The organism is Paracoccus sediminilitoris (assembly GCF_003259195.1).
In the GTDB taxonomy this organism is placed as follows: domain Bacteria; phylum Pseudomonadota; class Alphaproteobacteria; order Rhodobacterales; family Rhodobacteraceae; genus Paracoccus; species Paracoccus sediminilitoris.
This window is the reverse complement of the sequence record NZ_QJPK01000007.1, coordinates 102326-127925: the sequence shown is the minus strand read 5'-3', so window position 1 is coordinate 127925 and position 25600 is coordinate 102326. Positions and strand designations below refer to the sequence as shown.

At 66.4% G+C, this 25600-nt stretch carries 23 protein-coding genes and 1 pseudogene; 12 read left to right on the top strand and 12 right to left on the bottom strand.

The features are described 5' to 3' along the window. Nucleotides 1–398: pseudogene (locus DKT70_RS18025) on the top strand (hypothetical protein); the annotation flags it as partial. Continuing rightward, nucleotides 398–1939, top strand: a complete 1542-nt coding sequence (gene lnt, locus DKT70_RS09625; protein ID WP_111558931.1) for an apolipoprotein N-acyltransferase — start codon at nucleotides 398–400, stop codon at nucleotides 1937–1939. The pseudogene DKT70_RS18025 and the gene lnt, both read left to right, overlap by 1 nt. Nucleotides 1940–1966: 27 nt before the next feature. Here lnt and DKT70_RS09620 read toward each other — a convergent pair whose 3' ends face one another. Continuing rightward, the gene (locus tag DKT70_RS09620; RefSeq protein ID WP_072296423.1) at nucleotides 1967–2596 is read right to left on the bottom strand and encodes a J domain-containing protein; all 630 of its coding nucleotides are present in this window, start codon (nucleotides 2594–2596) and stop codon (nucleotides 1967–1969) included. 82 nt (nucleotides 2597–2678) lie between these two features. Between DKT70_RS09620 and DKT70_RS09615 the strand changes: the two genes are divergently transcribed. The 5 genes from DKT70_RS09615 to DKT70_RS09595 all read left to right on the top strand — a co-directional run bounded on the left by DKT70_RS09615 (nucleotide 2679) and on the right by DKT70_RS09595 (nucleotide 8344). Continuing rightward, on the top strand, nucleotides 2679–2930 hold the full coding sequence (locus DKT70_RS09615; RefSeq protein WP_111558947.1) for a BolA family protein: 252 nt from the start codon (nucleotides 2679–2681) through the stop codon (nucleotides 2928–2930). Between the two features lie 81 nt (nucleotides 2931–3011). Then, nucleotides 3012–3977 (top strand): class II fructose-bisphosphatase, encoded by a 966-nt coding sequence (gene glpX / locus DKT70_RS09610; RefSeq protein ID WP_111558930.1) that lies wholly within the window; start codon nucleotides 3012–3014, stop codon nucleotides 3975–3977. 48 nt (nucleotides 3978–4025) lie between these two features. Then, on the top strand, nucleotides 4026–5765 hold the full coding sequence (gene recJ / locus DKT70_RS09605; RefSeq protein ID WP_111558929.1) for a single-stranded-DNA-specific exonuclease RecJ: 1740 nt from the start codon (nucleotides 4026–4028) through the stop codon (nucleotides 5763–5765). Nucleotides 5766–5852: 87 nt separating this feature from the next. Further along, a complete protein-coding gene (locus DKT70_RS09600; RefSeq protein ID WP_111558928.1) occupies nucleotides 5853–6545 on the top strand; it encodes a metal-dependent hydrolase in 693 nt (230 codons plus the stop codon). Next, nucleotides 6542–8344 carry an aminopeptidase P family protein gene (locus DKT70_RS09595; RefSeq protein ID WP_111558927.1) on the top strand — a complete coding sequence of 601 codons (1803 nt, stop codon included), beginning with the start codon at nucleotides 6542–6544 and terminating at the stop codon, nucleotides 8342–8344. Before DKT70_RS09600 ends, DKT70_RS09595 begins: the two co-directional genes overlap by 4 nt. A gap of 62 nt (nucleotides 8345–8406) precedes the next feature. Here DKT70_RS09595 and DKT70_RS09590 read toward each other — a convergent pair whose 3' ends face one another. The 3 genes from DKT70_RS09590 to gltX all read right to left on the bottom strand — a co-directional run bounded on the left by DKT70_RS09590 (nucleotide 8407) and on the right by gltX (nucleotide 11936). Then, on the bottom strand, nucleotides 8407–9072 hold the full coding sequence (locus DKT70_RS09590) for an SDR family NAD(P)-dependent oxidoreductase (RefSeq protein WP_111558926.1): 666 nt from the start codon (nucleotides 9070–9072) through the stop codon (nucleotides 8407–8409). 99 nt (nucleotides 9073–9171) lie between these two features. Then, nucleotides 9172–10461 (bottom strand): citrate synthase, encoded by a 1290-nt coding sequence (locus DKT70_RS09585; protein ID WP_111558925.1) that lies wholly within the window; start codon nucleotides 10459–10461, stop codon nucleotides 9172–9174. A 77-nt stretch (nucleotides 10462–10538) separates the two neighbouring features. Further along, nucleotides 10539–11936, bottom strand: a complete 1398-nt coding sequence (gene gltX / locus DKT70_RS09580) for a glutamate--tRNA ligase (protein WP_111558924.1) — start codon at nucleotides 11934–11936, stop codon at nucleotides 10539–10541. Nucleotides 11937–12084: 148 nt separating this feature from the next. On the opposite strand from gltX, the gene DKT70_RS09575 reads away from it, so the two are divergent. Further along, nucleotides 12085–14187 (top strand): ComEC/Rec2 family competence protein, encoded by a 2103-nt coding sequence (locus DKT70_RS09575; protein WP_233490513.1) that lies wholly within the window; start codon nucleotides 12085–12087, stop codon nucleotides 14185–14187. A 75-nt stretch (nucleotides 14188–14262) separates the two neighbouring features. On the opposite strand, the gene DKT70_RS09570 is transcribed toward DKT70_RS09575, so the two are convergent. Continuing rightward, the gene (locus tag DKT70_RS09570; RefSeq protein WP_111558922.1) at nucleotides 14263–15624 is read right to left on the bottom strand and encodes an aminotransferase; all 1362 of its coding nucleotides are present in this window, start codon (nucleotides 15622–15624) and stop codon (nucleotides 14263–14265) included. 155 nt (nucleotides 15625–15779) lie between these two features. Between DKT70_RS09570 and DKT70_RS09565 the strand changes: the two genes are divergently transcribed. Next, nucleotides 15780–17114: an alpha/beta hydrolase family protein gene (locus DKT70_RS09565; protein ID WP_111558921.1), complete on the top strand. Its 1335-nt coding sequence runs from the start codon at nucleotides 15780–15782 to the stop codon at nucleotides 17112–17114. Here the strand turns inward: DKT70_RS09565 and DKT70_RS09560 are convergent. After that, nucleotides 17099–17446 carry a TfoX/Sxy family protein gene (locus DKT70_RS09560; protein WP_111558920.1) on the bottom strand — a complete coding sequence of 116 codons (348 nt, stop codon included), beginning with the start codon at nucleotides 17444–17446 and terminating at the stop codon, nucleotides 17099–17101. The genes DKT70_RS09565 and DKT70_RS09560 overlap by 16 nt on opposite strands. Before the next feature lie 62 nt (nucleotides 17447–17508). On the opposite strand from DKT70_RS09560, the gene miaB reads away from it, so the two are divergent. After that, nucleotides 17509–18846 (top strand): tRNA (N6-isopentenyl adenosine(37)-C2)-methylthiotransferase MiaB, encoded by a 1338-nt coding sequence (gene miaB, locus DKT70_RS09555; RefSeq protein WP_111558919.1) that lies wholly within the window; start codon nucleotides 17509–17511, stop codon nucleotides 18844–18846. A gap of 57 nt (nucleotides 18847–18903) precedes the next feature. Here miaB and queE read toward each other — a convergent pair whose 3' ends face one another. The 4 genes from queE to polA all read right to left on the bottom strand — a co-directional run bounded on the left by queE (nucleotide 18904) and on the right by polA (nucleotide 23600). Then, nucleotides 18904–19614 carry a 7-carboxy-7-deazaguanine synthase QueE gene (gene queE, locus DKT70_RS09550; protein WP_111558918.1) on the bottom strand — a complete coding sequence of 237 codons (711 nt, stop codon included), beginning with the start codon at nucleotides 19612–19614 and terminating at the stop codon, nucleotides 18904–18906. Further along, a complete protein-coding gene (queD, locus tag DKT70_RS09545; protein WP_111558917.1) occupies nucleotides 19611–19964 on the bottom strand; it encodes a 6-carboxytetrahydropterin synthase QueD in 354 nt (117 codons plus the stop codon). The genes queE and queD overlap by 4 nt, the downstream gene beginning before the upstream one ends. Further along, complete coding sequence (gene queC / locus DKT70_RS09540; RefSeq protein WP_111558916.1) at nucleotides 19964–20665, bottom strand: 7-cyano-7-deazaguanine synthase QueC; 702 nt, start codon at nucleotides 20663–20665, stop codon at nucleotides 19964–19966. Before queC ends, queD begins: the two co-directional genes overlap by 1 nt. Before the next feature lie 136 nt (nucleotides 20666–20801). Next, nucleotides 20802–23600, bottom strand: coding sequence for a DNA polymerase I (polA, locus tag DKT70_RS09535; RefSeq protein WP_111558915.1), 2799 nt, complete (start codon nucleotides 23598–23600; stop codon nucleotides 20802–20804). Nucleotides 23601–23678: 78 nt separating this feature from the next. On the opposite strand from polA, the gene DKT70_RS09530 reads away from it, so the two are divergent. Next, the gene (locus DKT70_RS09530; RefSeq protein ID WP_111558914.1) at nucleotides 23679–23855 is read left to right on the top strand and encodes a DUF2256 domain-containing protein; all 177 of its coding nucleotides are present in this window, start codon (nucleotides 23679–23681) and stop codon (nucleotides 23853–23855) included. 61 nt (nucleotides 23856–23916) lie between these two features. On the opposite strand, the gene DKT70_RS09525 is transcribed toward DKT70_RS09530, so the two are convergent. Continuing rightward, entirely contained in the window at nucleotides 23917–24105 is a 189-nt protein-coding gene (locus DKT70_RS09525; protein ID WP_072296845.1) for a zinc-finger domain-containing protein, read from the bottom strand. 160 nt (nucleotides 24106–24265) lie between these two features. On the opposite strand from DKT70_RS09525, the gene DKT70_RS09520 reads away from it, so the two are divergent. Next, nucleotides 24266–25192 carry an ABC transporter ATP-binding protein gene (locus DKT70_RS09520; protein WP_111558913.1) on the top strand — a complete coding sequence of 309 codons (927 nt, stop codon included), beginning with the start codon at nucleotides 24266–24268 and terminating at the stop codon, nucleotides 25190–25192. Between the two features lie 21 nt (nucleotides 25193–25213). Here DKT70_RS09520 and DKT70_RS09515 read toward each other — a convergent pair whose 3' ends face one another. Continuing rightward, on the bottom strand, nucleotides 25214–25594 hold the full coding sequence (locus DKT70_RS09515; RefSeq protein WP_111558912.1) for an HIT domain-containing protein: 381 nt from the start codon (nucleotides 25592–25594) through the stop codon (nucleotides 25214–25216). Between the last annotated feature and the right edge of the window lie 6 nt (nucleotides 25595–25600).

Sequence of the window (25600 nt, the reverse complement as noted above, 5' to 3'; positions counted from 1 at the left end):
CGGCTCGGGACGTGGCCACCGATGCGGCATCGGATGCACAGCCCGCCGGACAGGTTGCCGAACAGCCCGAAGCCCCCGCCAAGCCCAAGCGCACCCGTGGCCGCAAGAAACCCGAGACGACCGAGGCCGACGCCGCTGTGTCCGAGGAGGCGACCGCCGAAAAGCCCAAGCGCACGCGCAGCCGCAAGCCGGCCGCGAAACCCGCGGAGGCCGGTGAAACCGAAACCGCCCCCGCAGCCGCCGAAGAGGCCCCCAAGCCCAAGCGCACCCGTCGCAAGAAGGCCGACGACACCCCCGAGGACGCGACGGCCGAAAAGCCCAAGCGCACCCGCCGCAAGAAGGCCGACCCCGAGGCAGCAGCCGAGGCGCCCGCCAAGGACACGACCTCCGAGGCCTGATGACCTCGGCGACGTCCAGCCAGATCCCGCCACGGCTGCATCGCAGGGGCCGACCGCCCCTGCGACAGCTTTGGCCGGACCTGCTGCTGGGCGCGGTCGGCGCCTTGGGCCTTGCGCCCTTCGGCATCTGGGCCGCACCTCCCATCGTTCTTTCAATCCTGATCTGGCGGCTGGCGCGAAAGCGTCCGGCCGCCGTTTTCTGGCATGCGCTGGTCGCCGGCTTCGGCTGGTTTGCCCTGGCGCTGTTCTGGATCGTCGAGCCCTTCCTGGTCGAACCAGAGATCTATGGCTGGATGGCCCCCTTCGCGCTGGTGCTGATGGCATTGGGGGGGGCGCTGTTCTGGGCGCTGCCCGCCTGGCTGGCGGCGATCTGGTCGCGGAACTGGCGCTGGCAGGCGATCGGCATCGCCGCGGCGCTGGCGCTGTCGGATTGGCTGCGCGGGTGGATCTTCACCGGCTTTCCTTGGGCGCTGATCGGGCATGCCTGGATCGACACGCCGGTGGCGCAGTTGGCCGCATGGGGCGGTGCCTTGGGCCTTGGCGCGTTCACGCTGGCACTGGCGGCACTGCCCGCTTTGCTGTGGCGCCCCGACTGGCCACGGTTGGCCGCACATCTGCCCGGCGCCCTGGCGGTCATCCTGTCGGTCGGGGCGGCATGGGCCTTCGGCCTGTCGCGGCTGGCGGCCCCCGGTCCCGCCGATACAGACCTGACCGTCCGCATCGTCCAACCCGATGCGACGCAGCACCTGAAATGGGACCCCGAATGGTCGCAGGTCTTCTTTGAACGACTGCTGACCCTGTCGAACGAAGCCGGTCCGCGCGATCTGGTCATCTGGCCCGAAACCGCCGTCAATTTCCTGCTGGAGGACGCCAGCGCAATCCTGCCCGCCATATCCGACGCGGCGGGCGCCCCCTTGGTGATGGGCATCCAGCGCCGCGAGGGTTCGCGTTATTTCAACAGTCTGGCGCTGGTCCAGCCGGGCGGACAGGTGACGCAACTTTATGACAAGTTCCACCTGGTGCCTTTCGGCGAATACATCCCCTGGGGCGACCTGATGGCCCGGTTCGGGGTCGGCGCCTTTGCCGCCCAGCAGGGCAACGGCTATTCCTCAGGGGTCGGGCCGCAGGTCATCGACGAGCCGGGTCTGCCGCCCTTCCAGCCGCTGATCTGCTATGAGGCGATCTTTCCCCAGCATCTGCGCAACCTGTCGACGCGGCCCGCATGGATCCTGCAGGCGACGAATGACGCGTGGTTCGGGAATATCTCGGGGCCGTATCAGCACCTGGCGCAGGCGCGGCTGCGTGCCATCGAAAGCGGGTTGCCGGTGGCGCGGGCGGCCAATACGGGCGTCAGCGCCATGATCGACGTCAAGGGCCGCATCCGCGGCCAGCTTGGCATGGGTCAGATGGGCAAGATCGACGCCCCGCTGCCCGGCGCCCTGCCCCCGACGGTCTGGATCGAGGTTGGCGATACACCGCTGTTGGTACTGCTGGGGCTGCTGATGCTGGCGACGCTGCGTCCGCGCCGGAAACGACCGTAAGGGGGCCGATCGCCCCCTTTGCCGTGATCAGTCGCGGATGAAACGGCTGTCCTTGATCTGATCCCAAGCCCAGACCACTTCGGACAGGCGATCCTCGTCGGAACGATCGCCGCCGTTCATGTCGGGATGCAGGTCCTTGACCAGCGATTTGTATTTCTTGCGAATTTCGGGGCGGGTCCAGCTGTCCTTGGCTTCCAGGATGTCCAGCGCACGTCGTTCGGTCGGCGGCAGCTTTCGCGTGCTGACCTGAGCGCGGGCTTCGGGGGCGGTGCCGTTCGCACCCAGGATCTCGTGCGGATCGCTGACGCCGTGGCGGGCCCATTTCTGTTCCTCGACGCTTTTGCGGAAGGGCTTGGTCGGCCGTTCCCACACCGTGGCATTGTCGATGAACTGCTGGAATTCCTCCTCGGACTGACCTTGGAAATAGTTCCAGTTGGCATTGTATTCGCGGACATGGTCCTTGCAGAACCAGAAATAGTCATCCAGATTCCGGGGATTCTTGGGGGCGCGATACTGACCGGGTTCGTCACAACCCTCGCGTTCGCACACGCGGGTCGACGTTTCGAAGGCACCCGACATCCCTCGACGGCCTTTGGACTTGCGTTTCTTGTCCTTGGCAGCCGAAATGTCGAAACCAAACGGGTCGTTCTTGCTCATGGTTGGGGCACCTTTGCGACTCGGAGGCGGCAGTCTATGCTATCTGGCGGCACATGAAAGGGCTTGACGAAAAGTTATGCGGATGATTGCGGATGAGATGACCGAGCGGCTGCAGGGCCTGACCCCCACGCAGCTGGAAATCCTGGACGAAAGCGAAAGCCACCGGGGCCATTCAGGATTCCGCGAGGGTGGCGAAAGCCATTTCCGCATCCGCCTGGCCAGCCCCGCCTTCTCCGGCCTGACGCGGCTGCAGCGCCACCGCCTGGTCCATGACCGGCTTGGCGACATCGTGCCGCGCATCCATGCGCTGGCGCTGGAACTCAGCGAAAGCTGACGCGCGCCCCGCGCCCGGGCTTGTCCGCCCCGGTCCGCCCCCTAGAAGCGGTCGGGGGATGAGGACAAGGACACCACCGACATGACCGCGCCAGGGGATTTCAACGACCGCCTGATGTCACTGGGGCTGAGCCGCGCAAGCGAGGCTGCGGCCCAGGCTTCGGCCCCGTTCATCGGACGGGGTGACGAACGCGCCGCCCATCATGCGGCCGCCACCGCCATGCAGGACCAGCTGGCCCAGATGGCCATGACCGGCCGGATCGTCATCGGAGAAGGCGCGCCGGGCCAGACCCCGCTGCTCTATACCGGCCAATCCATCGGGACCGGCAAAGGCCCCGATGTCGACATCGCGCTGGACCCGCTGGAGGGCAGCACCCTGACGGCCAAGGGCAAGGCCAATGCCATGACCGTCGTCGCCATGGCGCCCCGCGACAGCCTGCTGGCCGCGCCCCAGGTCTATATGGACAAGCTGGCCATCGGGCCGGGCTATCCGGCCGACCTGATCCATCTGGACATGCCCCCCGCCGAACGGGTCCGCGTGCTGGCGCAGGCCCGCGGCTGCGACATCTGCGACATCACCGTCTGCATTCTGGAACGCCCGCGTCACGAGGACATGATCGCCGAACTGCGCCAGACAGGCGCGGCGATCAGGCTGATCTCGGACGGGGACATCCCGGGCGTCATCCACGTGGCCGAACCCGACCTGACCGGCGTCGACATCTATATGGGCATCGGCGGTGCCCCCGAGGGCGTGCTGGCGGCCTGCGCGCTGAAATGCATGGGCGGGCAGATCTGGGGGCGTCTGGTCCTGCGCAACGACGAGGATCGCGCGCGGGCCCGCGATGCAGGGCTGACCGATCCCGACCGGATCTATGCCCTGCAGGACATGGTGCGCGCCGATGTCGTCTTTGCCGCCACGGGCGTGACGGACGGGCTGGTCGTGGCCGGCGTCCAGCGCGAACCCGGCTTCCTGACGACCGAGACCGTCCTGATGCGTTCGGCCACCGGATCGGTCCGGCGCATGACCTACCGCAACCCGGTCAACTAGGCTAAGGAAGCGCCACGACATTCGTTTCAAGGCAAAGGTGGGCGCGACGTGGCATTCCTGGGCATCGATACATCGGTCACCGGGCGGCGCTGGATCGGCCCCGCCGCCGATCTGGAACGCCGCGCCGAAGGCCTGGCGCAGCAGGCGGCGCTGCCCCTGCCCGTCGCCCGCGTGCTGGCCGAACGCGCGGTCGAACCGATGGATGCGCAGGCTTTCCTCTCGCCCAAACTGCGCGACCTGTTGCCCGATCCGCTGAGCCTGCGCGACATGCAGACCGCCGCAGACCGCATCGTCGCGGCCGCCACAGGCGGCGAACGCATCGCCATCTTTGCCGATTACGACGTCGATGGCGGCACCTCGGCGGCGCTGCTGATCGACTGGCTGCACCAGCAGGGGCGCAAGGCGACGCTTTATATTCCCGACCGCATCGACGAAGGATACGGCCCGAACGAACCCGCCATGGCAGCGCTGGCCGCCGAACATGACCTGATCATCTGCGTCGACTGCGGCACGCTCAGCCATGATGCGTTGGCGGCGGCCAAGGGGGCGCAGGTCATCGTGCTGGACCACCACCTGGGCGGCGAGACACTGCCCCCCGCCCTGGCCGTAGTGAACCCCAACCGCGTAGACGAGGACGGCAGCCTTGGCCACCTCTGCGCGGCGGCGGTGGTGTTCCTGACGCTGGTGCAATGCGGGCGCATCCTGCGCGACAAGGGCCTGCCCCAGCCGGACCTGATGGCGATGCTGGATCTGGTGGCGCTGGCGACCGTCGCCGATGTCGCGCCCCTGGTGGGCGTGAACCGCGCCTTCGTGCGGTCCGGGCTGGCGGTCATGGCGCGTAGGCAGCGGCCGGGGCTGGTGGCGCTGTCGGACATCGCCCGGCTGGACGGCCCGCCCGCGGCCTTCCACCTGGGGTTCCTGCTGGGACCGCGCATCAATGCCGGGGGCCGCGTGGGCCGCGCCGATCTGGGCGCGCAATGCCTGGCGTCACGCGACCCGGCGCAGGCGGCGCAGCTGGCCAAGCAGCTGGACGACCTGAACCGCGACCGCCGCACCATCGAGGCCGCCGTCCGCACCGAGGCCCTGGCCCAGGTCGAGGCGCGCATGGACACCCGCCTGTCCTGGGCCGCGGGCCAAGGCTGGCATCCGGGCGTGGTCGGCATCGTCGCCGCCCGCGTGAAAGAGGCCACCGACCTGCCATCCGTGGTGATCGGGGTGGACGGCGGCATCGGCAAGGGGTCGGCCCGGTCGGTTCCGGGCGTCGATCTGGGCCGCGCCATCCAGCGGCTGGCCCGCGAAGGGTTGCTGATCAAGGGGGGCGGGCATGAAATGGCCGCCGGGCTGACCGTGGCCGAGGATCAGATCCCCGCCGCCATGGCGCGGCTGTCGGACCTGCTGGAGCGCGATCTGGCGGGCCGCACCGGCGGCGGCGATCTGCGCATTTCGGGGCTGCTGGAAACGGCGGGGGCCACGCCCGACATGTTCAGGCTGCTGGAGGATGCGGGCCCCTATGGCCAAGCCGCCCCCGCGCCGCGCTTTGCCTTTGCCGACCAGCTGATCGACAGCGCCTCGACCATGGGGGACCGGCATCTGCGTCTGTCCTTCCGCACCCCCGGCGCACCCGCGATGGAGGCCGTCGCCTGGGGCGCCATGGACGGCCCCCTGGGACCCGCGCTGATCGGCGCCAAGGGCCGTCGCTTTCACTTGGCAGGCAAGCTGGAACTGTCCACATGGGGCGGGCGCGAACGCCTGCGCCTGAGGCTGGACGATGCCGCCGCCGTCACCTGAAGCAACCCGCAGGCCACGGCGGGTGTTGTGGTCACTGCGCCCTCGCGCCGCTAAGCTTTGCGCGACATTGCCATCAAGGAGCCCATGATGAAACTGACCTGGCTTGGACACTCCGGCTTTCGACTGGAAACCGGGGATGCCGTGATCCTGATCGACCCCTGGATGACCGGAAACCCCGCCTTTCCACAGGACCAGCGCGATCAGGCCATCCAAGGCGCAACCCATATCCTGCTGACCCACGGCCATGGCGATCACAGCGGCGACGCCCTGTCCCTGGCCCGCGAATTGCAGATCCCCGTCGTGGGCATCTTTGACCTGATCAGCTTCTGGGAGTCGGATCACAAGATCGCAGGCATCGGCTTCAACAAGGGCGGTACCGTCGATCTGGCAGGCGTGCAGGTGACGATGGTCAATGCCTGCCACTCCAGCTCGCTCAGTGGTCCCGACGGACCGATCTATGCCGGCGCCGAGGCTGGCTACATGATCGCCGCGGAAGGCCATGTCATCTATCTGTCGGGCGATACCGACATCATGGCCGACATGGACTGGATGGGCGACCTGCACAAACCCGATATCGGCATCCTTTGTGCGGGCGGTCATTTCACCATGGACATGAGCCGCGCCAGCTATGCCGCCAAGCGCTATTTCAACTTCAAGACGGTGATCCCCTGCCATTACAAAACCTTCGATGCGCTGGAACAGGACGCGTCGGTGATGGTACAGGCCCTTCCCGACGTGCAGGTGATCGAACCGCAGATCATGAAGGCCATCGACCTATGACCCCCTTCCAGACCTTCGACGACCCGGCCGGCGGCAATAACCACCCGCAGCGCCTGTCGGACCTGCGCGCGATGCTGCGCGACCACGATCTGGCGGGGTTCATCGTGCCGCGTGCCGATGCCCATCAGGGCGAATATGTCGCCGATGCCGATGCGCGCCTGGCCTGGCTGACGGGCTTCACCGGCAGCGCGGGTTTTGCGATCATCACCACGGATCAGGCAGGCGTCTTTATCGACGGTCGCTATCGCGTGCAGGTGCGCAGCCAGATCGACGCGGCCCATTTCACCCCCGTCCCCTGGCCCGAAACCCGCCCCTCCGACTGGCTGCGAGAGGCGCTGCCCAAGGGCGGGCGCGTGGGCTTCGACCCCTGGCTGCATACCCGCAAGGAGATCGAGGGGATGGAGCGCGCGCTGGAGGGCAGCAATATCGGCCTGATCGCCGTGGATTCAAATCCGGTCGACGCCATCTGGCACGACCGCCCCGACGCCCCCGTGGGCCGGACCCGCGCCTACCCCGCCGAATGGGCTGGCGAAACGGCGCAGGACAAGCGCGCCCGCCTTGCCGCCGAACTCAAGGCCGAAGGTCAGGCCGCTGCCTTGCTGTCGCTGCCGGATTCGATTTCCTGGCTGCTGAACATCCGCGGCAGCGATGTCCCCAAGAACCCCATCGTGCAGTCCTTTGCTGTCCTGTCGGACAGCGGCGCGATGGCGCTTTTTGCCGACCCTGCCAAGTTCGACGACGACATGCGCGCCCATCTGGGCAACCAGGTCACCATCCTGCCGCCCGACGCCCTGTCGGCGGCGCTGACCGACCTGGAAGGCCCCGTCCGCCTTGATCCCGCCACCGCCCCTGAAGCCGCCTTCCGCATCCTGGAAGCCGCAGGCACGGATATCGCGCGCGGTTCGGACCCGGCCATCCTGCCCAAGGCCCGCAAGAACACGGCCGAACTTTCAGGCATGCGCAAGGCCCACCGACAGGACGGCGTCGCCATGGTGCGACTTCTGTCCTGGCTGGACCGCCAAGCCCCCGGCACGCTGACGGAAATCGACGTCGTCCGCCAGTTGGAGCAGTTCCGCCGCGACCAGGGCATCCTCGACATCAGCTTCGACACCATCATGGGCGCGGGCCCGAACGGCGCCATCGTCCATTACCGCGTGTCCGAAGCCACCAACCGTCCCATCGCGGATGGCGACCTGCTGCTGATCGACAGCGGCGGGCAATATGATTGCGGCACCACCGACATCACGCGGACGGTGCCGATCGGCACGATCGACCGCGATGCCGTCGCGCCCTTTACGGCGGTGCTGCGCGGGATGATCGCGCTCAGCCGCGCGCGCTTTCCCAAGGGGGTCACGGGCGGTCACCTGGATGCGTTGGCGCGGCAATTTCTGTGGGCCCAAGGACTGGACTTCGATCACGGCACCGGCCACGGCGTCGGCGCGGCGCTTTGCGTCCACGAAGGCCCGATCCGCATCAGCCGTGCCAGCGACATCGCGCTGGAGGCCGGAATGATCCTGTCGAACGAACCGGGCTATTACCGCGAAGGGGCCTTCGGCATCCGCCTGGAAAACCTGATAGCCATCGAACCGGTCGAGGCCGAGCCGGGACGCCAGATGCTGGGCTTCGACACGCTGACGCTCTGCCCCATCGACCGCCGGCTGATCGATGTCGCAGCGCTGTCGGGCGATGAACGGGATTGGCTGGATGGCTATCACGCACAGGTCCGCAACGCCCTGTCCGATGCACTGGATGAAACCGATCGGGCCTGGCTGGAACAGGTGACGCGCCCGTTGACCTGAGGGCGCGACGCCCGGGGGGTGCGGGGGGCAGGCAGCCCCCCGCCTCGCCGCGGGACGCAAGGTTACAGCGCGTTCAAAATGCGCAGCGCCTCGGATTTGCAGGATGTCAGCTTGTCACGCTCCTCGCCGGGGAAGAACCGGGCGCGGACGGCGGTCGGCATGGGCGCAGGGCTGTCGATGACCACGCGCGGCCCCATGCGGGCGGTCTCGGCCTGCCACGACCGCGCCAGCGCGATCTGCGCCGCCTTGGTGGCCCCATAAGCGCCAAAGAATTTCTGTCCGCCGCGCGGATCGTCGAAGAACAGCGACGTGCCGCCATTGCGCCGCAGCAGCGGTTCCAGCAGGGCGATCAACCCGCGCGTCACCTCGACGTTCATCAGCATCGACTTGGACCAGTCACGGCCCTCGATATGGGGGGCGGGCGACATGGGCGCGGCGTGGACCGCGCAATGGGCCCAAAGGTCCAGACCACCCCAACGCCCCTCGATGGCCTTCGCCATCTGCTGCATTGCGGCCGCGTCACCGATATCCATGGGGGCCAGGGTCGCCTGCCCGCCTGCCGACCGGATGCGGTCGTCCAGTTCCTCCAGGCCGCCCACAGTCCGGGCCACCGCCAGCACGTGGTATCCGCGCGCCGCCAGCTCCTCGGCCAAGGCCGCCCCCAGACCCCGCGAGGCCCCCGTCACCAACGCCAGCTTGGGCGCTTTCGCCTGATCATGTTCACTCATGCACGATCCATTGCCATCGCCGCGCCCGTCACGCAAGCCCTTCGTTGCCGCATGAAAAAGGGGCCCGCGAACGGGGCCCCTTCCTGCGTTCAGCCAATCTCAGCGCTTCGAGAAATCGACGTAATCGCGCTTTTCCGAACCGACATACAGCTGGCGCGGACGGCCGATCTTGTTCTGCGGATCGCCGATCATCTCTTTCCACTGCGCGATCCAGCCCACCGTGCGCGACAGCGCGAAGATCGGCGTGAACATCGAGGTGGGGAAGCCCATCGCCTCCAGGATGATGCCCGAATAGAAATCGACGTTGGGATAGAGCTTCTTCTCGATGAAGTACTCGTCCTCCAGCGCGATCTTCTCCAGTTCCTTGGCGACCTGCAGCGTCGGGTTGTCGCCCACGCCCAGCAGGTCCAGAACCTCGTCGGCGGATTCCTTCATCACCGTCGCGCGCGGGTCGAAGTTCTTGTAGACCCGGTGGCCAAAGCCCATCAGCTTGAACGGATCGGACTTGTCCTTCGCGCGCGCGATGAATTCCGGGATGCGGTCGACGGTACCGATCTCGCGCAGCATCTCCAGGCAGGCCTGGTTGGCGCCACCATGGGCCGGACCCCACAGGCAGGCGATGCCCGCCGCGATGCAGGCGAACGGGTTGGCCCCCGACGACCCGGCCAGACGCACCGTCGAGGTCGAGGCGTTCTGTTCGTGATCGGCGTGCAGGGTGAAGATGCGGTCCATCGCGCGCGCCAGGGCGGGATCGACATTGTATTTCTCGGCCGGGACCGAGAAGCACATGTTCAGGAAGTTGGACGCATAATCCAATTCGTTGTTGGGATACACGAAGGGCTGACCGATCGAGTATTTATAGGCCATCGCGGCAATCGTCGGCAGCTTGGCGATCAGGCGGATCGATGCGACCTCGCGCTGCCAGGGATCACTGACATCGGTGCTGTCGTGATAGAAGGCCGACATGGCCCCCACGACGCCGACCATCGTGGCCATCGGATGCGCATCGCGGCGGAACCCGCGGAAGAAGTTGTGCATCTGTTCATGCACCATCGTGTGACGCGTCACGCGGGTGCGGAAATCTTCCATCTGCGCGGTCGTGGGCAGTTCGCCATAGAGCAGCAGATAGCACACTTCCAGATAGTTCGACTGGCTGGCCAGCTGTTCGATGGGATAGCCGCGATACCACAGCTCTCCCTTGTCGCCATCGATGAAGGTGATGGTCGAATCGCAGCTGGCGGTCGAAGTGAAGCCGGGGTCATAGGTAAAGACGTCGGCCTGGCCGTACAGCTTGCGGATGTCCAGGACATCCGGCCCCTGCGTCGGGCTGAGGATCGGAAGTTCGTAATCCTTGTCGTTGATTCGCAGTGTGGCGTTCTTGTCTGCCATCCTGTACGTCCTTTCCGGCTAAGCCGCATGGCGCGTCATCGAAACGGACAGGCCATGCGGACAAGTGAAAGCAGGCTTCAGCCTGCCAAATCGGTCTGGTCCTGAAGCCGGGCCAGCGTTTCGTCGCGACCAAGCGCAGTCATCATGTCGAACACACTGGGGGTGGCGCTGGTCCCTGCCAAGGCAGCCCGCAAGGGGCCGGCGATCTTGCCCAGGCCCACGCCGTGTTGTTCCGCGACCTGCTTGGCAGCCTCCTCCAGCTCGTCTCGCGTCCAGCTACCATTCTGCACTGCGGCAGTCAATGATTTCAGCATACCACGGGATACCGAGTCCAGATTCTTGGCCGCCTTCTCGTCCATCTGAATGGGGCGTTCGACCAGTGCGAAACGGGCCTGGCTCAGCAATGCAGGCAGCGTTTTCGCCTTTTCCTTCAGGGCGGGCATGGCGGCCTCGATGCGCTGATGCTGCACCTGCGTCAGGGGTTGGCTGTCCGATTCCCTAACGTAATCCTGCAACGCCTTCATGACATCGGCATCGGCCATCTGGCCGATATGATAGCCGCTGACATGCTCCAGCTTCTTGAAATCCAGCCGCGCGGGCGCGCGGCCGATGCCCGTCAGGTCGAACCATTCGCGGGCCTGCGCATCGTCGAACAGCTCGTCGTCGCCATGGCTCCAGCCAAGGCGCGCCAGATAGTTGCGCATGGCCGCCGGCGGATAGCCAAGGGCCGCGAATTCATGCAGGCCGACCGCGCCGTGACGCTTGGACAGCTTCTTGCCGTCCTCGCCGTGGATCAGCGGGATATGGGCAAAGACCGGACGGTCCCAGCCCATCGCGTCATAGATCTGGATCTGGCGCGCGGTGTTGGTCAGGTGGTCGTCGCCGCGCACCACATGGGTCACGCCCATGTCGTGGTCATCCACCACCACGGCCAGCATATAGGTGGGCGTGCCGTCGCTGCGCAGCAGCACCATGTCGTCCAGCTGGTCGTTGGCCACGCGCACATCGCCCTGCACCTGGTCCGCGATGACGGTCTCGCCGTCGCGCGGGGCCTTCAGGCGGATCGCATAGGGCGCATCGGGCAGTTCCGTCGCGTCACGCCAGGGGCTGATGAAAGGCTGACGGGGGTTTTCCTCGCGCCAAGCAGCGATTTCCTCGGTGGTCGAGAAACATTTGTAGGCCGTGCCCGCCGCCAGCATCTGGTTGGCGACCTCGGCATGGCGGTCCTTGCGTTCGAACTGGCTGACGGGTTCGCCGTCCCAGTCAAGGCCCAGCCATTCCAGCCCCTTCAGGATCGCGGCGGTGGCTTCGGGGGTGGACCGGGCGCGGTCGGTATCCTCGATCCGCAGCAGGAACTTGCCGCCCCGGCCACGGGCGTAAAGCCAGTTGAACAGGGCCGTGCGCGCGCCCCCGACATGCAGGTACCCGGTGGGCGAAGGGGCGAAACGGGTGACGACAGAGGGGGTTTCGGACATGTGAGCCTTCGGAAAATATCATGATGCGACACGGGCGATCGGGCGTTAACGCTTTGGTAACGGTCGCCATGCCATCCTTGCGCGCAATTGATAATCAACAGGCCGCGAAAGGACAAGGATGTTGCCCCAAACGGGCGCGGCCCCGGCGATGCGCCCGACAGCCGCCATTCTTCCCCGCCCTGCCGCCGCAGCGCGCGCGGGTCTGTTCCCTTGGGTGCCTGTCCTGCTGTCAGTGGGGATCGCGCTGTGGTTCTGGCAGCCTGCGCTGCTGGTCGCGTGGCAATGGGCGGCGCTGGCCCTGTTGGTCGCGGTGGCGCTGGCGGTCGCATTGCGGGTGCATCGCATCGCCGGTCGGGGGTTGATCGGCTGGCAGGCCGCCGATGCCATACACCTTGGCGCATTGGCGGTGATGCTGGTGGGCCTTGGGACGGGGCTGGCGGCATTCCGCGCCGCCCAGGTGGCCGCCCCCGTGCTGGAATGGCGCTATTACGGCCCGATCGAGGGGCGCGTGACCGAGATTGACCGATCCTCTCGCGATCGGATGCGGGTGACGCTGGACCAGGTCCTGCTGCGCGATCTGGCGCCCGACCGCACGCCGGCCAAGGTGCGCCTGTCGCTGATGGACCCCGATGCCAACCTGCCCCCCCTGGGCCAGCGTGTCATGCTGACCGGTCATCTGGGACCGCCGTCACCGCCCGCGGCCCCCGGCAGCTTTGATTTCCGCACCTATGCCTGGTTTCAGGAACTGGGCGCGGTGGGTTATGCGCGCACGCCCATCATGTCGGTGGCCCTGCCCCAAGGCGGCCTCTGGTGGCTGCATCGCGCGCGGCTGAAGGTCAGCGCCGCCATCCGCGAGCGGATCGGTGGTCAGGCGGGCGCGGTGGCGTCGGCGCTGATGACGGGGGACCGGTCGGGCATCTCCGAGGACACGAACGAGGTGATGCGGGCCTCGAACCTTTACCACATCATCTCGATCTCGGGGCTGCACATGGGGATGCTGGCGGGCTTCGTCTATTCGGGGCTGCGGCTGCTGACCGTGGCGGTGCAGGGTGCGGGGATCGGGCTGGGCCGGCCTTTGCACAAATGGGCGGCGGGCGGTGCGCTGGCGGCGGCGGCGGCCTATCTGTGGCTGTCGGGCGGGGGCGTGGCGACCGAACGCGCCTTCGTCATGGTCGCCGTCATGCTGGGCGCGATCCTGGCCGACCGACGGGCGATATCCTTCCGTTCTGTGGCGCTGGCGGGCACCGTCATCCTGATCCTCACCCCCGAGGCCGTCACTGGCGCGGGTTTCCAGATGAGCTTCGCAGCCACCATCGCGCTGATCATCAGCTATGGCCCCTGGTCGCGGATCGCACCGAATGTTCCGTGGTGGATCCGGCCCCTGGCGATGCTGATCGTGTCGTCGCTGGTGGCGGCGATGGCCACCTCGCCGATCGCTGCGGCGCATTTCAACCGGATGGCGCAATACGGCCTGCTGGCCAACCTGCTGGCGGTGCCGGTCATGGGCACGCTGGTCATGCCCGCAGGCGTCATCGGCGCGATCCTGGCCCTGGTCGGGGCCGAGGCGCCGGCCCTGTGGGTCATGGGGATCGGCACGCAATGGATGCTGCTGGTGGCGGAATACGTGGCGGGTCTGGGTGGCGCGGTCATGGCGGTGTCGAAACCCCCTTCCGCCGTCATCCCGATGATGGAATTCGGTGCCGTGCTGGCCATCCTGTGCTGGCGTGCCAAGGCGCATCGGAACATGGCCCAGACCTGCGGGCTGGCGGTGGGCATGGCGATGATGGTCGCGGCCGCCGCCATCTGGGCGACCGCCCATCGCCCCCTGATCCTGATCGCCCCCGAGGGCGAGGCCGTCGGCCTGATGACCAATCAGGGCCGCGCGATGTCCAAACCCAAGGGCGGGTCCTTCGTCACCTCGTCCTGGCTGCAGGAAGATGGCGACATGGCCGCGCAGGACATCTCGGCCGCCCGCCCCGCCTGGCAGGGGGACACCCGCGACCGGTGGGCCGACCTGCCGGAGGGCTGGCAGCTGTGGCACCTGACCGGCAAGGGGTCGGGCGAACGCGCGGCCAAGGTCTGCCGCGCGAAGCGCATCGTCGTGGCGGCGGAAAAGACGGGGCTGAAGACGCCCGACTGCCTGCTGTTCGATCCCGCCAGCCTGCGCCGCACGGGCGCCGTGGCGGTCGATTTCGGCAAGGACGGGCCGGTCTGGCGCCAAGGCGACATGGCGCCCCTGCGGATCCCATGAAACCCACCCTCATGGACGAACGCCCGGCCCTTTGACGGGCCGGGCGTCGCAATGTCAGGCCCGTCAAGGAACGCGTCAGGCGACCTCGGCAAAGACCTTGCCCAGGGCCTTGTCCAGCTTTTCGAACATCTCGTCCATCTGCGCCTCGGTCATGATGAAGGGCGGGCAAAGGACGATGGACTGGCCCAGGGGCCGGCAGATCAGGCCCATGTCGGTGCAGGTGTTGGCGATGCGTTCGCTGACCGACAGCGACCCGTCGAAGGGGGTCTTGGTGGCCTTGTCCTTGACCGCCTCCAGCGCCCACATGAAGCCGACGCCGCGATATTCGCCGATATTGGGGTTGGTCGCCAGCTGGCGCAGATTATCCTCGAAACGCGGCGCCAGGTTGCGGACGTTTTCGGCCAGCCCCTCGTTCATCACCACGTCGATGGCCTTCAGCGCAACCGCGCAACCCACCGGATGCCCCGAAGCGGTGAAGCCATGCGGGAACTCCTCGATCTTCTCGATCGCGGCCTGCAGGCGGTCGGCCAGTTCCGGCCCCAGGATCACCGCACCCATCGGGAACAGCCCCGCCGTCAGGTTCTTGGAGCTGATGATCGCGTCGGGCATGAAGTCATAGGTCTGCGCGCCCCAGGTGTTGCCGGTGCGCCCAAAGCCGGTGATCACCTCGTCCGAAATCATCGGGATGCCGTATTTCTTCAGGATCGGCATGACCGCCTGGAAATACCCCTTCGACGGCGGGATGACGCCGCCCGCACCCTGCACGGGTTCAGCGAAGAAGCCCGCGATGGTGTCGGCGCCTTCCTTCTGGATCGTTTCCTCCAGCTCGCGCGCCAGGCGGGCAGTGAACTGATCCTCGGTCTCGCCCTCGGCGCCATAGCGCCAGAAATGCGGGCAGCCGACATGGATGAAGCCCGGCAGCGGCAGGCCGAAGACCTCGTTGTACGGCTTGCCGGTCATGCTGGCCGAGACCGCCGTCACGCCGTGATAGGCGTTCCAGCGGGTGATGATTTTGCGCTTCTGCGGATTGCCTTCGGATGCATGCATGAACCACAGCATCTTGACCATGGTGTCGTTGGCTTCCGACCCCGAGTTCGTATAGAACACCTTGCCGCGCGAAAACGGCGACACCTCGACCAGCTTTTCCGACAGCATCACGGTCTGGTCGGACATCCGCCCGAAGAAGGCGTGATAGCCCGGAAAGCGGTCGTACTGGTCCTTGGCAGCTTGGGCCAACCCCTTGTGGTCAAAGCCCGCGACCATATTCCACAGGCCCGAATTGGCATCCAGATAACGGTTGCCGTTCACATCGACCACATAGGGGCCTTCGCCATGGGTCAGCACGACCGCACCGCGCTTGTGCACGCTTGGCAGGTCGGTGAAGCCGTAAAGGGAATATTCGTCGGCGCGTGCTTCCCAGCTTTGCGGTGTCGTCATGGTGATGCTCCTCAACCGGATCTTGAGGGCAGGCTATCCGCGCCACAGCGCGCGTTCAATGGGGCCTTTCGGCATCGCCCCGATGACCGCCCGTCACGCTTGTCAGCTGCGCGAACCCCATGCACAGTCTGCACGAACCCCGAGGAGGACCCCGCATGAGACAGCTTATGATGGCCGCCGCCGCCGCGCTGGCCTGCGCCGCGCCGCTTGCCGCACAAGAGGCAGCCCAGGATGCCCAGCAGGAGGCACAGGTGAACCGCATCGACATGATCCGCCCCGACGCCCCGGAACTGGCCCCCTATGGCCCCTTCCCCGTCGGCGTGCGCGCAGCGGAATTCACCGACCCCGACCGCATCGACGTCAAGGCCACCACCGCCGAGGGCACGCCGCCGCGCGGCCCCCGCACCCTGCCCGCCGAGATCTGGTATCCCGCAGCCCAAGGCACTGCACCGGGCGTCGCCTATGATACCATGCTGCGCGACGGCGAAACGCAGATCCAGCTGCATGGCCGCGCCAGCCGCGACGCGACGCCTGCGGACGGGACCTTCCCCCTGCTGATCGTGTCCCATGGCTTTCCCGGCAACCGCTATCTGCTGAGCCACCTGGCCGAGAACATGGCCTCGAAAGGCTATGTCGTGGTGGCCGCCGACCATCCCGAAAGCACCTATGACGACATGGGGCCCTTCACCTCGACCTTGGTGAACCGCGCGGTGGACCAGCGCTTTCTGCTGGACAGCATGGCGGCGCTGGAGGACGATCTGGGCGCCATCACGGATGCCGAGAATACCGGTGTCGTCGGCTATTCCATGGGGGGCTATGGCGCGATGATCTTTGGGGGCGCGGGGCTTTCCGAAACCGCCGTCATGCGCGACCAGCCCGAACGCTTCGTGCCGCCGCAGACCCTGCTGGCCCGGTTGCAATCGGGCAGCGACGACCATGCCGATCTGGTCGATCCGCGCGTCAAGGCCGTCATCGCCATCGCCCCCTGGGGCCGCCAGTATGAATTCTGGGATACCGAAGGGCTGGCGGATTTCGAAAAGCCGCTGATGCTGGTTGCAGGCAGCGCCGACGACGTGTCGCAATATGACGCGATCCGCCAGATCTTCGACCAGACCACCGGCACCACGCGCCACCTGCTGACCTTCGACGATGCCAACCACAATGCCGCCGCCGCCATGCCCGCGCCGGTCGAATCGTGGCAGCATTCCGAAACTTTGGGCCGTGCGCCCTTCGACCATTACGCCGATGCGGTCTGGGACACGGTGCGGATGAACAACATCCTGCAGCATTTCGCGACCGCCTATTTCGACCTGCACCTGAAGGGCGAGGAGGACAAGGCGCGCTTTCTGGACCTGACGCCTGCCTCGGACGACGGGGTCACGGCACTGGACGATGCCGGCCAGCCGACCGCCGATCACAGCTATTGGACGGGCTTTCCCGACCGCAGCGCCAAGGGCCTGCGCTTCGAGACCCTTCAGAAGGACGAATGACCCCCAGGGGGGCGGCGCAGGCCGATGGCATCCAGCTCGGCCTCGATGCCGGACAGCCGCCCGCCCCCGACATCGGCCACCAGCGCATCGAAACGCGTGCGCAGGGCGATCTTTTCGTCGCCCTTGCAATCGTTCCACGGTCGCCCCTGCAGGGCCATGTGCAGCACATAGTAACCGATGAAATGCGGACGCTCTCCCATCCCCAGCATGGCGCGATAGGCCGCGTCCGCCCCCATCGCCCGCAATGTCGCGGCATCGGGGATGCCCGCGGCGATCAGCGATGCCGCCGTCGCCGGACCGATATTCCTGATCGTGACCAGATCGCTGTCCATGCCCGTCTTCCCAATCGTCCGGCTTTCCTGTATCAGCGCGCGAACCCCAAGGACAGCGTGGCATGACCGATCAAGCCAGGACCGCCCCGGCGGCCAAGAAACTCTTCATCAAGACCTATGGATGCCAGATGAACGTCTATGACAGCCAGCGCATGGCCGAGGCCATGGGCGCGGAAGGCTATGTCCTGACCGAGGACCAGGCCGATGCGGACATGGTCCTGCTGAACACCTGCCATATCCGCGAAAAGGCGGCGGAAAAGCTGTATTCGGATCTGGGCCGGCTGAAGCCGCTGAAGGCCGCGAAACCCGATCTGAAGATCGGCGTCGCGGGCTGCGTGGCCCAGGCCGAGGGGGCCGAGATCACCCGCCGCATGCCGTTGGTCGATCTGGTCGTCGGCCCGCAATCCTATCACCGCCTGCCCGCCATGGCGCGGGGCGAGGGTCCGAACATCGACACGGACTTTCCGGCCGAGGACAAGTTCGACCACTTGCCCGAACGCATGGCCACCCGCCGCGCCCCGGCGGCCTTCCTGACCGTGCAGGAGGGCTGCGACAAGTTCTGCGCCTTCTGCGTGGTCCCCTATACCCGCGGGGCCGAGGTCAGCCGCCCCGTCGACCGCATCCTGTCCGAGGCGCGGGACCTGGTCGCGCGCGGCGTGCGCGAACTGACGCTGCTGGGCCAAAACGTGAACGGTTGGCACGGGGTCGGACCCGATGGCCGCGAATGGGGCTTTGGTCGCCTGATCCGCGCCATCGCCGAGATCGAGGGCCTGGACCGCATCCGCTATACCACCAGCCACCCCAACGACATGGCCGACGACCTGATCGCCGCCCATGGCGACGTGCCGCAGCTGATGCCCTATCTGCATCTGCCGGTCCAGTCGGGCAGCGACCGCATCCTGAAGGCGATGAACCGCAAGCATACGGCGGACCATTATCTGCGGCTGATCGACCGCATCCGTGCCGCCCGCCCCGACATCCTGCTGACCAGCGATTTCATCGTCGGCTTCCCGGGCGAAACCGACCAGGATCATGCCGACACGCTGCGCCTGGTCGAACAGGTGGGCTTCGGCACGGCCTTCAGCTTCAAGTATTCGCCCCGCCCCGGTACCCCCGCCTATGACCGCCCCGAGGTCGAGGCCGCCGTCGCCGATGCTCGCCTGCAGGAATTGCAGGCCCTGCTGACGCGCCAGCAACGCGCCGTCCAAGCGGATATGGTCGGTCGGACCCTTGGCGTCCTCTTTGAAAAACAGGGCCGCGAGGCGGGCCAGATGATCGGCAAGTCCGATTACCTGCATTCGGTCTTCGTCGACGCGCCGCAGGGCCAGATCGGCGATCTGGTGCAGGTGCGCATCATCGAAAGCGCCACGAATTCACTGCGCGGCGAACTGCTCGGCTGAGGTGCGGGCAGCGGGGGGTCCGGGGGGCAGCAGGCCCCCCGGCGTCGCGGGACGCAATCACACTCCGCGCAGATTTCCCCACAACATCACATGCAATTGCGGCAGGACGCGGGGCCGGAACCAGCGATCCGCCGTCACCTTCTCGACCAGCCACAGCAGCCGATCCGCCACATCCTGCGCCGCGACCGGCACATCGGGGTCGACCTCGGGGTTGCCGGGCTGCAAGTAAAGCGGCAGTTCGGGATGGCGGGCGGCGGCATCCTGCGCCCACTGATAGTCGCGGTCGTCAAAGATCACGATCTTGATCACCGTCTGCCCCGCGCCCCGGCCCGCCTGAACGCAGGCCTCGAAAGCGTCCCAATCCACCACCTGATCGCTGGAGGGCGGCTTGGGGCTCAGCACCAGCATGTCCAGATCCGCAAACCAAGGCCGCGCGACCGATCCTTGGGTTTCGCAGGCAAAGCGGTATCCTTCGGCCTTGCCCATCGCGATCACCGGGGCGAAATCCTGAATGGCCGGGTTGCCCCCCGAAATCGACACCGTCAGCGGCACGCCCCCCGACAGATCGCGCACCTGTTCCCAGACCTGCGCGGGCTCCATCGGGGCCCATGTGTCGCGAAAGGCGCTGTCCACGGCATGCATCGAATCGCACCAGCTGCAGCGGTAATCGCAGCCGCCGGCGCGGATGAAGACGGTGGGTTCGCCGATCAGCGCGCCCTCGCCCTGAATGGTGGGGCCAAAGATCTCGGCAATGCGCAGGCGGGTCATGGGCGGTACTCGGCCCAGGTCTTGGGCGTCTCGCTGATCCTGACGGCGGTGGTTTCCGGCCAGCGGGCGGCGCACCAGTCGAAGAAATGCCGCGCCATGTTCTCGGCCGTCGAGGGGCCCTCCAGCACGTCGTTCAGGTGGCGGTGATCGAAGGTCCCGTCGATGTAATCCTTCAGCGGCTTCAATTCGTGGTAATCGCGCACGAAACCGTCGGCGTTCAGATCGGCGGATGCCAGTTCGACCACGACGATGTAGTTATGCCCATGCAGCCGCGCGCATTGATGGTCACCCGGCAGATGCGACAGCTGATGCGAGGCACTGAAGTGGAATTCCTTGCTGATCCGGTACATTACGCCCCCTCATGCGCGGCGATGGCCGCCTGCCAGTAATCGGGATCGGCGTAATCCGTGGGGTCGGCCACACCCGCCAGATGGAAAGCCTCGCGCCGCTCGACGCAGGTGCCGCAGCGCCCGCAATGCCGATCGCCGCCCTTGTAGCAGGACCAGGTTTTCGCAAACGGCGTGTTGTGGCGCGCGCCCTCGGCCACGATGTCAGCCTTGGTCGCACGAACGAAGGGCACGTGCAGGGTGATATCAGCATAGCCGTCCAGCGCCGCCTTCTGCATCGCGCCGAAGGCATCGGTGAAGGCTGGGCGGCAGTCGGGATAGATGAAGTGATCGCCGCCATGCACCGCTGCCGCTACCGCATCGTCGCCATTGGCCGCCGCGATGCCGAAGGCGGTGGTCAGCATGATCGGGTTGCGATTGGGGACGACGGTGATGCGCATGGTCTCCTCGGCGTAATGGCCGTCGGGGACATCGATGTCATCGGTCAGGGCTGATCCCGACAGCGCCGCACCCAAGCCCGACAGATCGACCAGGTGGAACGGCACGCCAAGGCGGCGGGCGCAGGCGGCGGCAAAGTCCAGTTCCTTGCGATGGCGCTGGCCGTAATCGAAGCTGATGATGCGTGACAGGTGGCCCTGCCCGGCAAGGCTGTGTGCCAGCGAAACGGAATCGAGTCCGCCGGAGCAGACGAGAGCAGTCTTCATATCTGTAACCCTTGTTTTTGTGACCCGGGTAGGCTGCGACCGGGTGCGTGCGGGTTATCAGCCGGCGCACAGAAAGTGAAGGGCGGGCAAGACCTCGCCCTTCATGGGTATTTGCACAAAGGAGACGTATGGCGGTTCAGTGCGCGTCGGCCCAGTTCATGCCCTGACCGGCTTCCACCGTCAGGGGGACCGACAGCTTGATGACCGGTTCGGCGGCGTTTTCCATGATGCCGCGCGCCGCCTTGATCAAATCGTCGACGGCATCGTCGCGCACCTCGAAGACCAGTTCGTCATGGACCTGCAGCAGCATCCGCGCGGGCAGATCCTTGATGGCCTCGGGCATGCGGACCATGGCGCGGCGGATGATATCGGCGGCAGCCCCCTGAATGGGCGCGTTGATGGCCGCACGGCGCGCGCCGCCCGCCGCAGGGCCCGACTGGTTGATGCCCGGCGTGTTGATGCGGCGCCCGAACAGGGTCCGCACGAAGCCGTCCCGTTTCGCGTCGGCCACCGTCTTGTCCATATAGGCGCGAATTTCGGGGAAACGTTCGAAATAGGTGTCGATGAAGCTTTGCGCCTCGGCCCGCGGGATGCGCAGGTTGCGCGACAGCCCGAAGCCCGAGATGCCGTAGATGACCCCGAAATTGATCGCCTTGGCCTGGCGGCGGATCATTGGGTCCATGCCTTCGACCGGGACGCCGAACATCTGGCTGGCGGTCATGGCGTGGATGTCGATATCGTCGCGGAAGGCCTGCTTCAGCGCGGGAATGTCGGCGACATGGGCCAGGATGCGCAGCTCGATCTGGCTGTAATCCAGGCTGACCAGCTTGTATCCTTCCGGGGCGACGAACGCCTGACGGATGCGGCGGCCTTCCTCGGAGCGGATCGGGATGTTCTGCAGGTTCGGCTCGCTGGAGGCCAGGCGCCCCGTCTGCGCGCCGGTGATGGAATAGCTGGTGTGCACCCGCCCGGTCTCGGGGTTCACATAGGTCTGCAGCGCATCGGTATAGGTCGATTTCAGCTTGCTGATCTGGCGCCAGTCCAGGACGCGCGCGGGCAGGTCGTGACCTTCGGCGGCCAGATCCTCCAGCACGTCGGCGCTGGTGGAAAAGGCACCGGTCTTGCCCTGCTTGCCGCCTGCCAGACCCATCGTCTCGAACAGGATCTGGCCCAGCTGCTTGGGGCTGCCGATGTTGAATTTCTCGCCTGCCAGCGCGTGGATCTCATCCTCCAGCTGGGCCATCTTCTGGGCGAAGGCGTTCGACATCTGGTTCAGGGTCGCCCCGTCGACGCGGATGCCCGCCATCTCCATGTCGGCCAGCACCGGGATCATCGGGCGTTCCAGCGTCTGATAGGCGGTCATCACCTGCTGGTCGGGCAGCATCGGCAGGAAATGCTGATAAAGGCGCAGCGTGACATCCGCATCCTCGGCGGCATAGGGGGCGGCCTTGTCGATGGCGATCTGGCCGAAATGGATCTGGCTTTTGCCCGATCCGATCAGCTCCTTGATGGGGATGCATTTGTGGCCCAGATAGCGTTCGGCCAATTCGTCCATGCCGTGATTATGCGTACCCGCGTTCAGCGCATAGGACATCAGCATCGTGTCGGCCAGGGGCGCCATCCGGATGCCCAGACGCGCCAGGATCTTCCAGTCGTATTTCAGGTTCTGCCCGATCTTCAGGATCGCGGGGTCTTCCAGCACAGGCTTCAGCGCCGCCAGAACGGCCTGCGCATCCAGCTGGCCATCGACCCGCGCGGATTTGCCGAACAGGTCGTCGCCCCCCGCCACATGGCCCAGCGGGACATAGCAGGCCCTGCCCGGTGCCACGGCCAGAGAGATGCCGACCAGATCGGCGCGCATCTCGTCCAGGCCGGTCGTTTCGGTATCGATGGCCACCTGCCCCGCTTCGCGGATGTCGGCGATCCAGGCATCCAGCACCTCCATGTCGGTCACGGTTTCATAGGCGGCGGTGTCGATGGCGGGCTGTTCGGGGGCGGCTGGCGCATCGGCCACGGGCGGGGCGGTGATGACGGGGGCTTCGGTGCCCAGCTTTTCGGCGATGCGGGCCGACAGGGTCCGCATCTCCATCGTGGCCAGGAAGTCCAGCAGGACCTGCGGCTCGGGGTCGCGCACCTCCAGGCTGTCCAGCGTGAAATCCAGCGGCGTGTCGCAATCCAGCGCCACCAGACGGCGACTGATGCGGATCTGGTCGGCATGATCGATCAGCGTCTGGCGGCGCTTGGGCTGCTTGATCTCGGACGCGCGTTCCAGCAGCGCGTCCAGATCGCCGTATTCGTTGATCAGCAGGGCAGCGGTCTTGATGCCGATGCCGGGCGCGCCGGGGACGTTGTCGACCGGATCGCCCGCCAGCGCCTGCACGTCGATGACCCGGTCGGGACCGACGCCGAACTTCTCCATCACCTCGTCGGGGCCGATCAGCTTGTTCTTGATCGGGTCCAGCATGTCGACGCCGTTGCCGACCAGCTGCATCAGGTCCTTGTCGCTGCTGATGATGGTGACGCTGCCGCCCGCGTCGCGCGCCTTGCAGGACAGGGCCGCGATGATGTCATCGGCCTCGTACCCTTCGGTCTCGATGCAGGCGATGTTGAAGGCGCGGGTCGCATCGCGGGTCAGCGGGAATTGCGGGCGCAGATCCTCGGGCGGTTCGGGGCGGTTGGCCTTGTAGTCGGGGAAGATCTCGTTACGGAATGTCTTGGACGAATGATCGAAGATCACCGCCGCATGGGTGGGGGCGCTGCTGCCGTCCTCGTTCTGGACATAGCGCCACAGCATGTTGCAGAACCCCGCGACGGCGCCCATCGGCAGGCCATCGGATTTCCGAGTCAGCGGCGGCAGCGCGTGATAGGCGCGGAAGATGAAGGCCGATCCGTCGATCAGATGCAGGTGGCAGCCCTTGCCGAATGCGTCGCTCATGCTCAACTTCCCCTGTGATCAGAGATGCCTTCTGCCACGCCTGCGCCGAAATCTCCAGACACGGATGGAAAGACGACGATGCCCAAGATGCGCCGCAAGGGCGACCTGCCCCACAAGACCTGCGCCACCTGCGGCCTGCCCTTCGCCTGGCGCAAGAAATGGGCGAAGGATTGGGATCAGGTCAAATACTGTTCCGACCGCTGCCGGAACGCCGCGCGCGGGCCTGGAAAGGGTGGCGACGCCACCCGGCCTTGACGGCCCTCTCGATGGGGGCTGGCAAGGCCTGCCGGGCCGGGACGGATCGGTGGTCGGCGGATCAGTGGTCGTCGTGGGCGTGCGCGCGGTCGATGACAAAGCGCTTGTCGCAATATCCGCAATCGACATAGCCCGCCTCGGGGGCGATGGCCAGCCAGACGCGCGGATGGCCCAGACCCGCCGCATCGTCGCCGTCGCAGCTGACGCGCCACTTGGTGACCACTTCGGTCACGGGCGCGGGCAGGTTCATCGCCTCGGGTCCGGTTTCGGTCGACTGGGGCGTTTCGGGCGTGACGTGATGGAGATCGGACTGGGTCATGGGCTGGCCTTCTTGTGGCGGCGGGCTGCATCTGGTCTAACCCCAATAGCGCAGCGCCGCCTGCCTTCGCAAGCACTGCAAGGATTGTCCCATGCCCGATGCACTTCAGATCACCGGTCTTCGCAAGACCTATGCCGCCCAAGGCAACGCCCCCGCCAAGCATGCCCTGAAGGGCGTCGACCTGACCATCAAGGCGGGCAGCATCTTCGGTCTGCTGGGCCCGAACGGGGCAGGCAAATCCACCATGATCAACATCCTGGCCGGTCTGGTGAACAAGACCGCGGGACAGGTGGTCATCTGGGGTTTCGATCAGGACGTGAACCCGCGCCAGTCGCGCGCGGCCATCGGTGTCATGCCGCAGGAACTGAACATGGACCCGTTCTTCACCCCCCGCGCCAGCCTCGAGGTGCAGGCGGGCCTTTACGGTGTTCCGAAATCCGAACGCTGGACGGACGAGCTGCTGGCGCTGGTAGGTCTGTCGGATCAGGCCAATGCCTATGCCCGCAACCTGTCGGGCGGCATGAAGCGGCGGCTGCTGCTGGCCAAGGCGCTGGTGCACCGCCCGCAGATCCTGGTGCTGGACGAACCGACCGCGGGCGTCGACATCACCCTGCGCGAGATGCTGTGGTCCAACGTCCGCAAGCTGAACGAACAGGGGATGACCATCATCCTGACCACGCATTACCTGGAAGAGGCCGAACAGATGTGCGATGAGATCGCCATCATCAACCACGGCGAACTGGTGGTGCGTCAGAACACCCGCGACCTGCTGTCGCGCACCGACGGCAAGACGCTGGTGCTGGACACCGGCGGGCCGGTCGCCCTGCCCCCCCTGCCCGAGGGCGTGCGCCACGAACGCCGCACGGATGGGCGGTTGGCGATCACCTATCCGCCCTCGCGCCTGCGGGCCGATCAGCTGCTGGATGCGCTGCGGGGCGCGGGCATCCCGATTCTGGATGTGGCGACCGAACAGCCCGACCTGGAAGACGTCTTCGTCGAACTGACGCGCGACAAGTGACCCTGCCGCGCGACAGGCTGATCAGTCGCGCAGGCTGACCATCGGTCCCATCATCCGGCCGCCCATGATGTGCAGGTGGAAATGCGGCACCTCCTGCACGCCGTGTTCTCCGGCATTGGTGATGGCGCGGAAACCGTTGCCCGCCTCCAGGCCCACGCCCTCGGACGCCACGACCTGCGCGCAAAGCCGCATGAAGCCCGCGATCTCCGCGTCCGACGCATTGGCCGAAAAGTCGTCGAAGCTGACATAGGCCCCCTTCGGGATCACCAGCACATGGGTCGGCGTCTTGGGCGAGATGTCGCGGAAGGCCAACGCGTGATCGTTTTCCGCGACCGTGTCGTTCGGGATCTCTCCGCGCAGGATCTTGGCGAAGATGTTGCTGTCGTCATAGGCAAAGCCCATCGTGAA

Coding starts and splice junctions, on each gene's coding strand:
- lnt (WP_111558931.1), top strand. CDS start 398: ATGACCTCGGCGACGTCCAGCCAGATCCCGCCACGGCTGCATCGCAGG.
- DKT70_RS09620 (WP_072296423.1), bottom strand. CDS start 2,596: ATGAGCAAGAACGACCCGTTTGGTTTCGACATTTCGGCTGCCAAGGAC.
- DKT70_RS09615 (WP_111558947.1), top strand. CDS start 2,679: ATGATTGCGGATGAGATGACCGAGCGGCTGCAGGGCCTGACCCCCACG.
- glpX (WP_111558930.1), top strand. CDS start 3,012: ATGACCGCGCCAGGGGATTTCAACGACCGCCTGATGTCACTGGGGCTG.
- DKT70_RS09600 (WP_111558928.1), top strand. CDS start 5,853: ATGAAACTGACCTGGCTTGGACACTCCGGCTTTCGACTGGAAACCGGG.
- DKT70_RS09595 (WP_111558927.1), top strand. CDS start 6,542: ATGACCCCCTTCCAGACCTTCGACGACCCGGCCGGCGGCAATAACCAC.
- DKT70_RS09590 (WP_111558926.1), bottom strand. CDS start 9,072: ATGAGTGAACATGATCAGGCGAAAGCGCCCAAGCTGGCGTTGGTGACG.
- DKT70_RS09585 (WP_111558925.1), bottom strand. CDS start 10,461: ATGGCAGACAAGAACGCCACACTGCGAATCAACGACAAGGATTACGAA.
- gltX (WP_111558924.1), bottom strand. CDS start 11,936: ATGTCCGAAACCCCCTCTGTCGTCACCCGTTTCGCCCCTTCGCCCACC.
- DKT70_RS09575 (WP_233490513.1), top strand. CDS start 12,085: ATGCGCCCGACAGCCGCCATTCTTCCCCGCCCTGCCGCCGCAGCGCGC.
- DKT70_RS09570 (WP_111558922.1), bottom strand. CDS start 15,624: ATGACGACACCGCAAAGCTGGGAAGCACGCGCCGACGAATATTCCCTT.
- DKT70_RS09565 (WP_111558921.1), top strand. CDS start 15,780: ATGAGACAGCTTATGATGGCCGCCGCCGCCGCGCTGGCCTGCGCCGCG.
- DKT70_RS09560 (WP_111558920.1), bottom strand. CDS start 17,446: ATGGACAGCGATCTGGTCACGATCAGGAATATCGGTCCGGCGACGGCG.
- miaB (WP_111558919.1), top strand. CDS start 17,509: ATGACCGATCAAGCCAGGACCGCCCCGGCGGCCAAGAAACTCTTCATC.
- queE (WP_111558918.1), bottom strand. CDS start 19,614: ATGACCCGCCTGCGCATTGCCGAGATCTTTGGCCCCACCATTCAGGGC.
- queD (WP_111558917.1), bottom strand. CDS start 19,964: ATGTACCGGATCAGCAAGGAATTCCACTTCAGTGCCTCGCATCAGCTG.
- queC (WP_111558916.1), bottom strand. CDS start 20,665: ATGAAGACTGCTCTCGTCTGCTCCGGCGGACTCGATTCCGTTTCGCTG.
- polA (WP_111558915.1), bottom strand. CDS start 23,600: ATGAGCGACGCATTCGGCAAGGGCTGCCACCTGCATCTGATCGACGGA.
- DKT70_RS09530 (WP_111558914.1), top strand. CDS start 23,679: ATGCCCAAGATGCGCCGCAAGGGCGACCTGCCCCACAAGACCTGCGCC.
- DKT70_RS09525 (WP_072296845.1), bottom strand. CDS start 24,105: ATGAACCTGCCCGCGCCCGTGACCGAAGTGGTCACCAAGTGGCGCGTC.
- DKT70_RS09520 (WP_111558913.1), top strand. CDS start 24,266: ATGCCCGATGCACTTCAGATCACCGGTCTTCGCAAGACCTATGCCGCC.
- DKT70_RS09515 (WP_111558912.1), bottom strand. CDS start 25,594: ATGGGCTTTGCCTATGACGACAGCAACATCTTCGCCAAGATCCTGCGC.